Raw genomic sequence first — 14,259 nt, forward strand, 5'->3', positions numbered from 1 at the left:
GGAGTGTTTCCCATGGTTCGTTTCGCCGTCATCGGCTGTGGCCGCATCGGCCGCATGCACGCCCGCAACATCAAGGCGCACCCGCGCGCCGACGTGACGGTCGTTTATGACGTGGCCGCCGCCGCCGCGCAGGAAACCGCCGCCGCCGTTGGTTGCGCGGTGGCCGCCACGGTGGACGAGGCGCTGGCCAACCCGGCGGTGGACGCGGTGTTCGTCGCCTCCTCCACCGACACCCACGTCGATCTGATCGCGCTGGCGGCCAAGGCGGGCAAGCCGGTGCTGTGCGAAAAGCCGATCGACCTCGACATGGGCCGGGTGGAAGCCTGCTGGGCGGAGATCGCGCCGCTCAACCCGCTGGTGATGATCGGTTTCAACCGCCGCTTCGATCCGTCCTTCAAGGCGGTGCGCGACCGCATCCAGGCCGGGGAGATCGGGCGACTGGAACAGGTCATCATCACCAGCCGCGACCCCTCGCCGCCGCCCGCGAGCTACGTCAAGAAGTCGGGCGGGCTGTTCCGCGACATGACCATCCATGATTTCGACATGGCCCGCTATCTGGCCGGTGACATCGTGGAAGTCCAGGCGATGGGGGCCAACCTGATCGACCCCGCCATCGGGGCGGAAGGCGACATCGACGCCGCCATGCTGGTGCTGCGCGCCGCCTCCGGCGCGCTGGTCCACATCAACAACAGCCGCCGCAGCGTCTACGGTTACGATCAGCGCATCGAGGCCTTCGGCGCCACCGGCATGTTGCAGGCGCAGAACCGCCGCGCCACCACGGTGGAAGCCTGGGGGTCGGCGCGCACCGGGGCGATGGATCCGGTCCTGGATTTCTTCATCGAACGCTACCAGGACGCCTATCTGGCCGAGATCGACCATTTCGTCGATTGCGTCGAAAACGGCACCACCCCGCTGTCCAGCTTCCAGGAAGGCCGCGAGGCCCAGCGTCTGGCCGAAGCCGCCCTGCTGTCGCTGCGCACCGGCGCTGTGGTCCGCGTCGCCGACGTCGGCGTTTCGTAAACGGTTGTTGCCCGCCGGTTGCCTGCGACACAGGCAACCGGCCCCCTCCCCTGCGGCGTGGCCCGCCTGTCCCGGTGTTCGTCCGGGTGCGCGGGTCGGGAGACGGCGCGCGCGCCATCATCAGCCGCCCACCCCAACCACCGCCGGGAGCATCGTCCCATGTCACACCCCGCCAGCGCGTCGCCGCGCGGGACGGTGGGCGCGTTCGCCCACCTGACCATCCGCACCAAGATGGCGGTCAGCGCCGTCAGCTTGTTGACCATTCTGGCCGGTTTGTCGGGCGGCAGCGTCGCCGTGCTGGCCCGCATCGACGGGCAGGTGTCGGCCTTTGCCGAGCGGGTGAACGGGGTGACGCTGGCGCAGGAGATCGACCGGGGGGTGCTCGACCTGCGGCGGTTGGCGCGGGAGTTCGTGTTGACCGGGGCGGAGCCGGTGGCCAACGCCGCCCAGGCCGCCGCCGTGGCCCTGCGCCAGCGGTTGACCGACGCCGGTTTTCCCAACGGCGACGGCGTGCAAGGCCATCTCGACGCCTATGGCAAGGCCCTGTCGGAGCTGACGGAGGGCAAGCGCGAGCAGGTGCGGATGATCCGCGAGGTGCTGGATCCCTCCGGCGCGATGATGCTGGAGCGTTTTCAGGAGATCCGGCAGGCCGCCGCCAAGGACGGCGATCCCGAGATTCAGCGTTTGGCCGGGGATGGCACCGAACGGCTGTTGCTGGCGTGGCTCAACACCACCCGGACCCTGAGCTGGGTCGATCTGGGCAAGGCCGAATCCACCGCCGCCGCCGAACGCCGCTTTGGCGACCTGATCGCCACGCTCGACGCGCTGGTCGAAAAGACCAAGGGGCGCGATTATTACGGCCCGGTCCGGCAAATCCGCACGCTCGCCCGCGCCTACCACAACGCCTTCAAGCGCGCGGTGGAGATCGAGGCGCAGTTGGGCGCGATGGAGGCGGCGGAAAAGGCGGCGGGTCAGGCCATGGTCGCCGACGCCGCCAGCCTGCGCGAGGAGGGGTTGCGGGAGGAGCGCGCCGTCGCCGCCGACACGCAGGAGCTGATTTCCACCACCCAGAGCGTCATTCTGCTCGTCTCGCTGGCCGGGGTGGCGTTGGGCGGGCTGCTGACGGTGCTGGTCGCGCGGGCCGTGGCGCGCCCGGTCATGCGCATGACCGACGCGATGCGGCGCTTGGCGGCGGGCGACACCGACATCGTCATCCCCGGTGTGGGCCGTCGGGATGAGGTCGGCGCGATGGCCGACGCGGTGGACGTGTTCAAGCGCGCGGCCATCGACAGCGCCCAGCGCGCCGAACAGAGCCGGATCGACGAGGCGGCGCGGGCCGAGCGGGTCGCCCGGCTGGAAGCGCTGATGCATGGCTTCGAAGGCCAGATCACCGGCGTGGTCGCCGCGCTGGACGACTCCGCCGCGCGGATGCAGCAGGCGTCGGCCAGCCTGTCCGCCGCGTCGGCCACCACCAGCCGGGAAAGCGACGCGGTGGCCGATGCCTTCGCCCAGGCCAGTGGCAACGTCCGCAGCGTGGCGGCCTCGGCGGGGGAACTGACCCTGTCCATCGGCGAGATTGCCCGGCAGGTGGAACAGGCAACGGCGGTGACGGATCGCGCCGTGGCGGAAACCGATCACTCCATCGCCCTGATCGCCGATCTGGCCCACTCCATCGGGCGGATCGACGAGGTGACGGCGCTCATCACCGCGATCACCAAGCAAACCAACCTGCTGGCCTTGAACGCCACCATCGAGGCGGCCCGCGCCGGGGAGGCGGGCAAAGGCTTCGCCGTTGTCGCGGGGGAGGTCAAATCGCTGGCCGAACAGACCGGGCGCGCCACCGACGACATCGTGCAACAGGTCGCCAGCATCCAAACCGCCAGCCGGTCGGCGGTGGCCGCCATCGAAGGGATCGGCGCGGTCATCCGCGACGTGTCGCGCATCTCCGCCGCCATCGCGGCGGCCATCGAACAGCAGGGAACCGCAACCCGCCGCATCGCCCACAACGCCGACGCCCTGTCTGACGGAACCGCCGACGTCACCCGCCGCATCGACCGCGTGACCGGAGCCGCCCGCGACAGCGGCAACGCCGCCGCCCTGGTTGGGCGTGAAGCCGATGGGTTGAGTCAGGAAAGCCAACGCCTGCGCCGCGAGGTGGAAGGTTTTCTGACCGGGGTAAAGGCCGCCTGATCCTTTGTGCCCCGACCCAATGTTTGCAGGCCCGATCCCATGGCGCGGGTGTGCGTCGCTCAGCGCGTCAATCTGAGTGCATTGCCCTGGCATTGGCACACGGAACGCCGCACGCGGACACCACGGCAGAAACGCGCCAGACGCCCACAGCGCCCGGCGCGCGCCCGTCTCACAACTCGTCGAGAATCTGCTTCCGCTTGGCCTCATACTCCGCCTGGGTGATGAGGTTCCGGTCGAACAGGTCTTTCAGCCGGACCAGACGCTGTTCGATGGTCGGCATGTCGGGCGGGGTTTCCGTCACCGGTGCGGCGGCGGCGGATGGGCTGGCTGGGGTGTTGCCCGCACGGTCCTTGTAGATCGCGCCGTCCTTCATCTTGTCGAACAGCGCGGCGGATTGCGTTTTGGTCTGCTCCAGGAAGGCGATCTTCTTGGGATCGTTGATGACCAGATCCCGGTGCCAGGAGCTGTCGGCCCATTTGCCGCTCTCGTCGGTGAAACCGGCCAAGGTCGGGTTGGTGAAGACCTGATAGGTCAGGAAATTGTTCCGGTTGGCAAAGCGGAACAGGGAGGTGATGAGCGTCCCCGGCATCGTCTGGCCCCGGCGGGCGACGGCGGCCTGGATGTTCGTGCCCTGCACCGGCTTGTAGGTGCTGGTCTTTTCAAACACATAGTGGTTGACGCCCCAGCAGGTTTGATCATTCGGCACATCCGGCCCCCGCATCAGGTAATAGACGTCGGTCCGGCTGCAAAATTTGTTCACCTCCCAGCCCGACCCGCTGATGTCCTGGTTCAGATTGACGATGATGTAGCCCGCCAGGGTCTTGCCATCGACGAAGGACGCCAGTTCGACCTGAGCCAGCAGCGAATTCTGCTTGTTCTTGTACTCGTCCACCGCCGTGACCACCCAGTCGCCGGCAGGCAGCGGCAGCGTCACCCGACCCAGGCGGATCGTGCCGTTGTGGGCGCTGTCCACCTTCACCTCATCGGCCAGCGTGGCGGCCACCGCCCCAACGGCACCGGTTCCGGCCAACCCCAGCAACAGCGTGACTCCCAGCACCGAACGGAACATGACCATCCTCCCCACAAGCGCCGAACATGGCTCTATTGGGGCCGGATAACGCCCCCTGGTCAAGAGTCCTCGGCCAACGCCCGCAGGGCCACACGGTCGCATCGGAAGCGGTTGAACCGCAACTCGGTCAGCACGCCCTGACGCTTCAGCTCCGCCACCATGCGGCTGGCGGTTTCGGTGGTGATGCCCAGGATGGCCCCGACATCCTCGCGGCTGAACAGCTCGCACTCGTCCTGTTCATCCATCAGGATCAGGAACAGGCGCGCCACCCGCGCCCGCGCGCTGCCAGTCCCCAACTCCACCAGAAAGGCGTCGGCCCGTTCGACGGCCTGATGCCAACGGCGCAACAGTTGCTGGTGCAGATGCTGGGTTTCGGTGGACAGGCGTTGAATGACGGCGCGCGGGATCCGGCAGGTCAGCACCGGGTGCACGGCGATGGCGCTGTGCCGGTACGGCTCGCCCAACGCCGCCTCCAGCCCCGCCGTGTCCCCGGCCCGCAGCAGGCGGACGATGCGTTGCGCGCCGTTGGGCAGATATTGGACCAGCTTCACCAAGCCGCTGCGCACGGTGTAGAGCGCCTCGGGCGCGTCGCCGACGTGATAGAGCGCCTCCCCTGGGGCCACCATGTGGGTGTCGATCGGAAGATGAATGAGGTTGAAATCGCTTTCGGTCAGGTCGGCGAACAGGGCGCTGTCGCGGATGCCGCAACCCTTGCAGTTGGCCAAGCCCTGCCACGCCGCGCCGATGTCGGTTTTCTTCACGCCGTCATCCTTGCGACCGGCCGACGCCTGCCACCACACCGAAACGCCTGAGCCATCATGGCCGCAGTCTCGCAGCTTTCGCCCCCCGCCGACAAGCCACCAAACTCAACCCCACTCTTACCCCAACCCTCAATCGCGGAAATAGCCGGGGTAGCGGTCGCGGATGGTGTCCACCAAACCCAGGGTGCCCGCCAGATGGTCGCGCAGATGGCGTTGGGCCTGGTCGGGATCCCCGGCGGCGATGGCGCGAACGATCAGGCTGTGGTCGCTGTGGATGCGCATCGTCTTGCCCGGTGTCGGCAGATGCAGCTTGCGCAGGCGTTCCAGATGGCCGCTGCGGCTGCGCACCAGCCGCCACAGATCGGGCACGCCCGCCGCCTCGTACATCGCGCGGTGAAAGGATTGGTCGAGCGCCCAGAAGCTTTGATAGTCCTCGGTGTTCACCATCGCCTTTTGGCGATCCAGATTGGCGGTCAGGGTGGCAACCACCGTGGCGTCAGCGGCCAGCGCCAGCGTGCGGACCACCTCCAGCTCGATGGACCGGCGCAGGAACTGGGTGTGACGCGCGTGGGTCAGGTCGATGGGGCTGACCATGGTCGCGTGCTGGGGGAAGATGTCCACCAGCCCCTCCTCCGCCAGCCGCAACAGGGCGTCGCGGATCGGGGTCTGGCTCAGGCCGAACTGCTCCATCAGTTCAACGCGCGACAGGACCTCGCCGGGCTTCAGGTCCAGCGCCAGGATCCGCTCCCGCAGATGGTCGAACACCTGCGGGGCGGCCTGACGGCCGCGTTCCAGACGCAGGGGCGATGGATTGGCTTCGGCGGTCATCAACGGACTCTCCACACTCGTCATCGCGCGGCGCTGTTGTCGTCCCTGCCGGGGCACTCTGTCAAATCCGATCGCCCCCACGGTGGTTCACCGCCCCTTGGCGACGCGCCACGCCGCGAAATCGACCTTGGTCTGCTCGTCCGTCGCCGGGTAGAGGCCCAGGATCGAGCGGCCCGCCAACACCTGTTCGGTGACGAAATCCTCGAACGCGGTCATCTCCACCGCTTCGGTCGCCAGCTCGTCGGCCAGATGGGCGGGGATCACGACCACGCCGTCGCCGTCGCCGACGATGACGTCACCGGGATAGACCGGGGCGTCGCCGCAGCCGATGGGAACGTTGATGTCCATCGCGTGGTGCAGGGTGAGGTTGGTCGGGGCCGACGGGCGGTTGTGATAGGCCGGGATGTCCAGCTTGGCGATTTCCGGCGAATCCCGGAAGCCGCCGTCGGTGACGATGCCCGCCACGCCGCGCACCATCAGCCGGGTGACAAGGATCGACCCGGCGGACGCGGCGCGGCCGTCCTTGCGGCTGTCAATCACCATCACGGCACCGGGCGGGCATTCCTCCACCGCCTTGCGCTGCGGATGGGCGCGGTCCTGGAACACGCTCAACGGATCCAGATCCTCGCGCGAGGGGATGTAGCGCAGGGTGAACGCCTCCCCCACCATGGTCGGGCTGTTGGGGTTGAGCGGACGGACGTCCTGGATGAACTGGTTGCGGAAGCCACGCTTGTACAGCGCGGTGGTCAGGGTGGCGGTGCTGACGGTGGCCAGCTTCGCGCGGGTGTCGGGCGACAGGCTCATGATCGTGGTCTTTCCTGGCGGGATCAATAAATGGCGGGTTCGCCGACCGGCGCACCAAAGTCGGTTTGCAGGTAATCGAAGTCACAGCCCTTGTCGGCCTGGGTGACGTGCCGGTTGAACATCCAGCCATAGCCGCGTTCGTAGCGCGGCGGCGGCGGGACCAAGGCGGCGCGGCGGGCGGCCATCTCCTCGTCCGACACCTCCAACCGAATGCTGCGGGCGGCGACGTCCAGCGTGATGAGGTCGCCGTTGCGCACCAGGGCCAGCGGCCCGCCGATGTAGGATTCGGGCGAAACGTGCAGGATGCAGGCCCCATAGCTGGTCCCGCTCATCCGCGCGTCGGACAGGCGCACCATGTCGCGAACGCCCTGCTTCACCAGCTTTTTCGGGATCGGCAGCATGCCCCATTCCGGCATCCCCGGCCCGCCCTGCGGCCCGGCGTTGCGCAGGATCAGCACATGGTCGGCGGTGACGTCCAGGCTCTCATCCTCGACCGCCGCCTTCATCGACGGGTAATCGTCGAACACCAGGGCCGGACCGGAATGCTTCAGGAAACGCGGGTCGCAGGCGCTGGGCTTGATGACGCAACCGGTGGGGGCGAGGTTGCCGGTCAGCACCGCCAGCGCCCCTTCGGCGTAGATCGGGTTGTCGATCGGGCGGATGACGTCGTCGTTGTGCACCTTGGCGTCGGCGATGTCCTCGCCCAGCGTGTGGCCCGACACCGTGCGGCAGTCCAGATGCAGATGATCGCGCAGGCGGGTCATCAGCGCGGGCAGGCCACCGGCGTAGAAGAAATCCTCCATCAGATAGGCGCTGCCGCTGGGGCGGACGTTGGCGATCACCGGCACCTTGCGGCTGGCCTTTTCGAAATCGTCCAGGCCAATGTCCACCCCGGCCCGGCGGGCCATGGCGATGACGTGGATGATGGCGTTGGTCGAGCAGCCCATCGCCATGGCGACGGCAATGCCGTTTTCAAACGCCTCCCGGGTCTGGATTTTGGCCGGGGTCAGATCCTCCCACACCATTTCAACCGCGCGGCGGCCGGCGGCGGCGGCCATGCGGATGTGGTTGGCGTCGGCGGCGGGGATGGCGGAGGAGCCGGGCAGCGACATGCCGATGGCTTCGGCAATCGCCGTCATGGTGCTGGCCGTGCCCATGGTCATGCAGGTGCCATGGCTGCGGGCGATGCCCTGCTCCACCCCCAACCATTCCTGATCGGTGATGGTCCCGGCGCGGCGCTCGTCCCAATATTTCCAGGCGTCGGAGCCGGAGCCGAGGATCTTGCCGTTGAAGTTGCCGCGCAGCATCGGCCCGGCGGGCACGAAGACACTGGGCAGCCCGGCGCTGGTCGCCCCCATCAGCAGGGCGGGGGTGGTCTTGTCGCAGCCGCCCATCAGAACCACGCCGTCGATGGGGTGGCAGCGGATCAGCTCCTCCACATCCATCGCCAGCAGGTTGCGGTAGAGCATGGTCGTCGGCTTCACCGCGCTTTCGCTCAAGGACAACGCTGGCAACTCAATCGGGAAGCCGCCCGCCTGGAAGACGCCGCGCTTCACATCCTCCACCCGCTGTTTGAAATGGGCGTGGCAGGCGTTGATGTCCGACCAAGTGTTGATGATGGCGATGACCGGCTTGCCCACCCAATCCTCGGGCGCGTAGCCCATCTGCATCACGCGGGACCGGTGGCCGGAGCTGCGCAGATCGTCGGGCGCGAACCAGCGGGCGCTGCGCAGGGTGTCGGGGGTCTTCTGGGTCATGATCGTCAAGGCTCGTTGCGGGAGATCGGGGGAGGAACACAGCGCGCCAATCGTGACGCGACGCGACGTTTCGGTGCCTTGAAAAACACTAATGCATTAGTGCATCGGATGGAAGGGGGATTGTTTGCCGATCATGCAGAAAGCACCCCCAATGACATCAGGCCGACACGGACACCGCGCACAGACAATCCAGCAGGGCGCGCTCGGCCCGATTCAGCTTGGCGCTGCTGTTCCACATCAGGTGGACATCGACCGGGGCCACCCCGTCATAGGGCGGCAGTTCCCACAACAGGCCATCGGCCACGTCACGGGCGGCGATGTGGTCGGGCAGCGGGCCAATGCCCAGACCGCAGACGATCATCCGCCTCACCTCGTCCAGATTGCCGGAGGACGCCACAATCCTCCCCGCAAAACCTTCACGCGCCCGAAAAAGGGTCAACGGCAACAGCACCCCGTCGATCTGGTCCGATGTGAACGACACGAAATCCTCGTGCCGCACATCCGCGACATCCAGGCCCCGCCGACCGAACAGACGGCTGTCCGGCCCGCAATAGAGCCGATAGGTCTGGCGCAGAAACACCACACTGGACAGGCCCGGAATTGGTTCCCGCAACAGGCAGAGCGCCATCGCGCCGGTTCGCTGCAGCAAGGCGATGTGGATGGCGGCGGATTCCATCACGTCGATGCGAAACGTCACCGTCGGGTGGCGGCGGTGGAAGTCCCGCAGGGACCGGTCGAGCCGGTCGGTCTGGATGCGGCTGGTCATCAACAACCGCACATGCCCACTGATGTCATCCTGCGTTTCATGCACCAGCGTGTCCAACCGCGACACGGCACCGTGGATCGCCACCGCCTCGTCATAGACGCGCGCACCCGCCGCCGTCACGGCGAAGCGGCCAGCCCCCCGATCGATCAAGGGCAACCCCAGCCGATCCTCAAGCCGTTTCAGGGCCAGGCTGACAGCGGGTTGTGTCAGGGACAGGCGCAAACCCGCCTTGGTGATGCTGCCCTCCTGGACAATGGCGATGAAGGTGCGCAACAGGTTCCAATCCAGCGGGTGCCCCGGATGGGGCCGTTGCCCACGCTCCTCCTTCGCCATGATCCCGTCCCCTTCGACAACGCCACTTCCCATTGGACCGGCTGTTGCACCGGCACCACCCATAAATCAGATTCATGAGGGGAATCAGAAATGCTTATTTGCGCGTCGGCGCTGCGATGATCCCTAATACCGACGCGACACTGACCGCGCGACAACCGGAATCACACCCATGAAGTTCGTTCACCATCCCGACACCGCCCTGCACCACCCGGCCTATTACTTCAACCGGGGCCAGATGCGCGCCCTGCCGGAAAAGCCGGAACGGGTCGGGGCGTTGGCCGCGCTGATCGAATCGCGCGGCGGCGCGCTGATCCATCCCGATGATTATGGCTACGCCCCGCTCGCCGCCGTGCACACCCCGGCCTATCTGGCCTTCCTGGAAAGCGCGCACGCCCGCTGGATCGCGGCGGGCGACATGGGCGAGGTGGTGATCCCCAACGTCAGCCGGATGCAGCGCACCCCGTCCTACCCCACCGGCATCGTCGGCCAGGCCGGTTGGCACACCTTCGACACCGCCTGCCCGATCGACGCCCACACCTGGACCGCCGCCCGCGCCGCCGCCAACGCCGCGCTGCACGCCACCCGACTGGTGCTGGACGGGGCCGACCGCGCGGCCTACGCCCTGTGCCGCCCGCCCGGCCACCACGCCACCCGCGACATGGCGGGGGGCTTCTGCTACCTCAACCACGTCGCCATCGCGGCGCAATCCGCGCTGCCGGTGCTGCGCGCGCGCGGCAAGGCCGGGCGCGTCGCCATCCTGGATGTCGACGTCCATCACGGCAACGGCACGCAGGACATCTTTTACGACCGCGACGACGTGTTCTTCCTGTCGGTTCACGGCGACCCATCGGAATTCTACCCGCACATGGCCGGTTACGCCCAGGAACGCGGCGTCGGCGCGGGCGAGGGCTACACCCTCAACCTGCCCCTGCCCATCGGCAGCGACGAAGACACCGTGCTCGCCACCATCGGGAAGGCGCTGGACGCGGTGGCGCGCTACGCCCCCGACATGCTGTTCATCTCGCTGGGCTTCGACACCTTCATCAACGACCCGCTCGCCGCCTTTGGCGTCACCACCCCCGGCTTTGCCCGTATGGGCGCGGCGATTGCTGACGCCGGGCTGCCGACGGTGCTGGTGCAGGAGGGCGGATACGCCATCGATGATCTGGCCGCCAACCTCGCCAGCTTCCTCGACGGGTTCGAACGCACGGCCGCTTGACCGGGTGCGATGAAGGCGTGACGGCGGGGCGGTGACGGTCGAATAGGCCGCACGCCCCGCCTCTTGCGTTGGCCGGGGCTTTGGCGCAAGAGGGGGGCGTCCGATCCCCAGCGCGGAGCCGCCCCGATGCCGTTCGTCGCCACCTGCGATCTCTTCGACACGTTCAAGGATTCCGCCCGGTTTCTCGCCCCGGTCTTTCGCGACTTCGGGGCCGTCACCCGTTTTTCCGGGCCGGTCGTCACGGTCAAATGCGTGGACGACAATTCCCGTGTGAAGGAACTGCTGGCCACCCCCGGCCATGGCCGGGTGCTGGTGGTCGATGGCGCGGGCAGCCTGCGCTGCGCCCTGATGGGCGACATGATCGCCGCGTCGGCCGTCCAGAACGGCTGGGCGGGGGTGGTGATCTGGGGCTGTGTGCGCGACGTCGCCGCACTCGCCACGCTCAATCTGGGCATCAAGGCGCTGGCCGCGATGCCGCGCGCCTCGACCCGGCGCGACCAGGGCATCGTCGATGTGCCGGTCGAGTTGCCCGGCGCGCCGGTGCGGCCCGGCGATGTCCTGTTCGCCGACGAGGACGGGGTGGTGCTGTTGACCGCCGAACAGGCATCCAGCCTGAAATAAGGCAAATTCTGCAAATGGTCATACCAGACACAGGTAATACCAGCGGAAATCCCCCGCTTTGTTCTTCCTGATCTTGGCATGGCCACAGGCCCGGCCCCTTGCTCTTTGACTTGGGCGGGGATATATACTCGTCTTAAGCTCCAGCGGGTCGTCTGGCGGTGAACACCCGAACTGACGGTGAACACCCGAAAGGCGGCCTTTCATTTATGAGGAACCCAGCCGTGCTCGAAGCATACCGCCAGCACGCGGCCGAACGCGCCGCCCTTGGAATCCCGGCTCTGCCCTTGTCCGCCAAGCAGACGGCGGAGCTGATCGACCTGCTGAAGGCCCCCCCGGCGGGTGAGGAGGCGTTCCTCCTCGACCTCATCACCCACCGCGTCCCGGCGGGCGTGGACGACGCCGCCCGCGTCAAGGCCGGTTTCCTGGCCGCCGTCGCCAAGGGTGCCGACAGCAGCCCGCTGATCTCCAAGGTCAAGGCCACCGAACTGCTCGGCACCATGCTGGGCGGCTTCAACGTGCAGCCGCTGATCGATCTGCTGGGCGACGCCGAATGCGGCAGCGCCGCCGCCGAAGGTCTGAAGAAGACCCTGCTGGTGTTCGATTTCTTCCACGACATCAAGGCGCTGGCTGACCAGGGCAACGCCAACGCCAAGGCCGTGCTGACCTCCTGGGCCGAGGCCGAGTGGTTCACCTCGCGTCCCGAGGTCCCGGCCTCGATGACGCTGACCGTCTTCAAGGTGACGGGCGAAACCAACACCGACGATCTGTCGCCCGCGCCGGACGCCTGGTCGCGCCCCGACATCCCGCTGCACGCGCTGGCCATGCTGAAGAACCCGCGCCCGGGCATCGACGCGGACGAGCCGGGCGCGCGCGGCCCGATGAAGCAGCTTGAGGCGCTGAAGGAAAAGGGCAACCTGATCGCCTATGTCGGCGACGTGGTCGGCACCGGTTCCTCGCGCAAGTCGGCGACCAACTCCGTCCTGTGGTGGACCGGCGAGGACATCCCCTTCGTCCCCAACAAGCGCTTCGGCGGCGTCTGCCTGGGCACCAAGATCGCCCCGATCTTCTACAACACGATGGAAGACGCGGGCGCGCTGCCCATCGAGTTGGACGTCAACAAGATGGACATGGGCGACGTCATCGAGCTGCGCCCGTATGAGGGCAAGGCGCTGAAGAACGGCGAGGTCATCGCCGAATTCACCGTCAAGTCCGACGTGATCTTCGACGAGGTCCGCGCCGGTGGCCGCATCCCGCTCATCATCGGCCGTGGCCTGACCGCCCGCGCCCGTGAAGCGCTGGGCCTCGCCCCGTCGACCCTGTTCCGCCAGCCGGCGGTTCCGGCCGACACCGGCAAGGGCTTCAGCCTCGCCCAGAAGATGGTCGGTCGCGCCTGCGGCCTGGCCGAAGGCAAGGGCGTGCGTCCGGGCACCTATTGCGAACCGAAGATGACCACCGTCGGCTCGCAGGACACCACCGGCCCGATGACCCGCGACGAGTTGAAGGATCTGGCCTGCCTGGGCTTCTCCGCCGACCTCGTCATGCAGTCCTTCTGCCACACCGCCGCCTATCCGAAGCTGGTGGACGTCAAGACCCACCACGAGCTGCCGGAGTTCATCTCCACCCGTGGCGGTGTTTCGCTGCGCCCCGGCGACGGCGTCATCCACTCCTGGCTGAACCGCCTGCTGCTGCCCGACACCGTCGGCACCGGCGGCGACAGCCACACCCGCTTCCCCATCGGCATTTCGTTCCCGGCGGGTTCGGGTCTGGTGGCCTTTGCCGCCGCGACCGGCGTCATGCCGCTCGACATGCCGGAATCGGTGCTGGTGCGCTTCAAGGGCACGATGCAGCCGGGCGTCACCCTGCGTGACCTCGTCAACGCCATCCCGCTCTACGCCATCAAGGCCGGTCTGCTGACGGTGGAGAAGAAGGGCAAGAAGAACATCTTCTCCGGCCGCATCCTGGAAATCGAAGGTCTGCCCGATCTGAAGGTCGAACAGGCGTTCGAACTGTCCGACGCCTCGGCCGAACGTTCGGCGGCGGGCTGCACGGTGCGCTTGGACAAGGCCCCGATCATCGAATACATGACCTCCAACATCACGCTGATGAAGTGGATGATCGCCAACGGGTACGCCGAAAAGCGCACCCTGGAGCGCCGCATCAAGGCGATGGAGGCGTGGATCGCCAACCCGGAATTGCTGGAGCCGGACGCCGACGCCGAGTATGCGGCGGTGATCGACATCGATCTGGCCGACATCAAGGAACCGATCCTGGCCTGCCCGAACGACCCGGACGACGTGAAGACGCTGTCGGAGGTCGCGGGCGACAAGATCGACGAGGTCTTCATCGGTTCCTGCATGACCAACATCGGTCACTTCCGCGCCGCCGGTAAGATCCTGAACGGCAAGTCGGACATCCCGACCCGCCTGTGGATCGCGCCGCCGACGAAGATGGACGCGATGATGCTGACCGAGGAAGGCTATTACGCCACGCTCGGCAAGGCGGGTGCCCGCATGGAAATGCCCGGCTGCTCGCTGTGCATGGGCAACCAGGCGCAGATCCGCAAGGGTTCGACCGCCGTGTCCACCTCGACCCGCAACTTCCCCAACCGTCTGGGCATCGACACCCGCGTGTATCTGTCGTCGGCCGAACTGGCCGCCGTCGCCGCGCTGCTGGGCCGCATCCCGACGACGGAAGAGTATCTGGCCGAGGTTGGCGTGGTGAACGCCAAGGCCGCCGACGTCTACCGTTACATGAACTTCGACCAGATCGCGGCGTTCCAGGACATCGCGGAAACGGTCAAGGTCGCCTGATCCCTCACCGGATCGGCCCATAGCCGCTGACAAGGCCCCCGCCGGAGCGATCCGGCGGGGGTTTTTTTGTGCCTCAGCGCG

General features: G+C 67.3%; 11 protein-coding genes. 5 read left to right on the top strand and 6 right to left on the bottom strand.

Going from position 1 to position 14,259, the window contains the following annotated elements:
- The first annotated feature begins 12 nt into the window (after positions 1-12).
- Positions 13-1,020: an inositol 2-dehydrogenase gene (gene iolG, locus EJ903_RS17620; protein ID WP_126617867.1), complete on the top strand. Its 1,008-nt coding sequence runs from the start codon at positions 13-15 to the stop codon at positions 1,018-1,020.
- Positions 1,021-1,179: 159 nt separating this feature from the next.
- Positions 1,180-3,210, top strand: a complete 2,031-nt coding sequence (locus EJ903_RS17625) for a methyl-accepting chemotaxis protein (RefSeq protein ID WP_126617869.1) — start codon at positions 1,180-1,182, stop codon at positions 3,208-3,210.
- Positions 3,211-3,379: 169 nt separating this feature from the next.
- Here EJ903_RS17625 and EJ903_RS17630 read toward each other — a convergent pair whose 3' ends face one another.
- The 6 genes from EJ903_RS17630 to EJ903_RS17655 form a co-directional block, all read right to left on the bottom strand.
- Entirely contained in the window at positions 3,380-4,279 is a 900-nt protein-coding gene (locus EJ903_RS17630) for an SHOCT domain-containing protein (RefSeq protein ID WP_158627951.1), read from the bottom strand.
- Between the two features lie 59 nt (positions 4,280-4,338).
- Positions 4,339-5,040, bottom strand: coding sequence for a Crp/Fnr family transcriptional regulator (locus EJ903_RS17635; RefSeq protein ID WP_126617873.1), 702 nt, complete (start codon positions 5,038-5,040; stop codon positions 4,339-4,341).
- A gap of 129 nt (positions 5,041-5,169) precedes the next feature.
- A complete protein-coding gene (locus EJ903_RS17640; protein WP_126617875.1) occupies positions 5,170-5,868 on the bottom strand; it encodes a GntR family transcriptional regulator in 699 nt (232 codons plus the stop codon).
- Between the two features lie 87 nt (positions 5,869-5,955).
- Positions 5,956-6,672 (bottom strand): ribonuclease activity regulator RraA, encoded by a 717-nt coding sequence (locus EJ903_RS17645; protein ID WP_174237322.1) that lies wholly within the window; start codon positions 6,670-6,672, stop codon positions 5,956-5,958.
- Between the two features lie 23 nt (positions 6,673-6,695).
- Complete coding sequence (gene araD, locus EJ903_RS17650; protein WP_174237323.1) at positions 6,696-8,429, bottom strand: L-arabinonate dehydratase; 1,734 nt, start codon at positions 8,427-8,429, stop codon at positions 6,696-6,698.
- A gap of 157 nt (positions 8,430-8,586) precedes the next feature.
- Complete coding sequence (locus tag EJ903_RS17655) at positions 8,587-9,528, bottom strand: LysR family transcriptional regulator (RefSeq protein WP_126617877.1); 942 nt, start codon at positions 9,526-9,528, stop codon at positions 8,587-8,589.
- A 169-nt stretch (positions 9,529-9,697) separates the two neighbouring features.
- Between EJ903_RS17655 and EJ903_RS17660 the strand changes: the two genes are divergently transcribed.
- The 3 genes from EJ903_RS17660 to acnB all read left to right on the top strand — a co-directional run bounded on the left by EJ903_RS17660 (position 9,698) and on the right by acnB (position 14,178).
- A complete protein-coding gene (locus EJ903_RS17660) occupies positions 9,698-10,747 on the top strand; it encodes a histone deacetylase family protein (RefSeq protein WP_126617879.1) in 1,050 nt (349 codons plus the stop codon).
- Positions 10,748-10,873: 126 nt separating this feature from the next.
- Entirely contained in the window at positions 10,874-11,368 is a 495-nt protein-coding gene (gene rraA / locus EJ903_RS17665) for a ribonuclease E activity regulator RraA (RefSeq protein WP_126617881.1), read from the top strand.
- Between the two features lie 221 nt (positions 11,369-11,589).
- On the top strand, positions 11,590-14,178 hold the full coding sequence (gene acnB / locus EJ903_RS17670; protein ID WP_126617883.1) for a bifunctional aconitate hydratase 2/2-methylisocitrate dehydratase: 2,589 nt from the start codon (positions 11,590-11,592) through the stop codon (positions 14,176-14,178).
- The last annotated feature ends 81 nt before the right edge of the window (positions 14,179-14,259 follow it).

This window comes from Azospirillum griseum (assembly GCF_003966125.1).
In the GTDB taxonomy this organism is placed as follows: domain Bacteria; phylum Pseudomonadota; class Alphaproteobacteria; order Azospirillales; family Azospirillaceae; genus Azospirillum; species Azospirillum griseum.

Bases quoted from the DNA above. Each gene is read 5' to 3' on its own strand.
- iolG (WP_126617867.1), top strand. From the start codon at position 13: ATGGTTCGTTTCGCCGTCATCGGCTGTGGCCGCATCGGCCGCATGCAC.
- araD (WP_174237323.1), bottom strand. From the start codon at position 8,429: ATGACCCAGAAGACCCCCGACACCCTGCGCAGCGCCCGCTGGTTCGCG.
- rraA (WP_126617881.1), top strand. From the start codon at position 10,874: ATGCCGTTCGTCGCCACCTGCGATCTCTTCGACACGTTCAAGGATTCC.
- EJ903_RS17655 (WP_126617877.1), bottom strand. From the start codon at position 9,528: ATGGCGAAGGAGGAGCGTGGGCAACGGCCCCATCCGGGGCACCCGCTG.
- EJ903_RS17630 (WP_158627951.1), bottom strand. From the start codon at position 4,279: ATGTTCCGTTCGGTGCTGGGAGTCACGCTGTTGCTGGGGTTGGCCGGA.
- EJ903_RS17625 (WP_126617869.1), top strand. From the start codon at position 1,180: ATGTCACACCCCGCCAGCGCGTCGCCGCGCGGGACGGTGGGCGCGTTC.
- EJ903_RS17640 (WP_126617875.1), bottom strand. From the start codon at position 5,868: ATGACCGCCGAAGCCAATCCATCGCCCCTGCGTCTGGAACGCGGCCGT.
- EJ903_RS17645 (WP_174237322.1), bottom strand. From the start codon at position 6,672: ATGAGCCTGTCGCCCGACACCCGCGCGAAGCTGGCCACCGTCAGCACC.
- EJ903_RS17660 (WP_126617879.1), top strand. From the start codon at position 9,698: ATGAAGTTCGTTCACCATCCCGACACCGCCCTGCACCACCCGGCCTAT.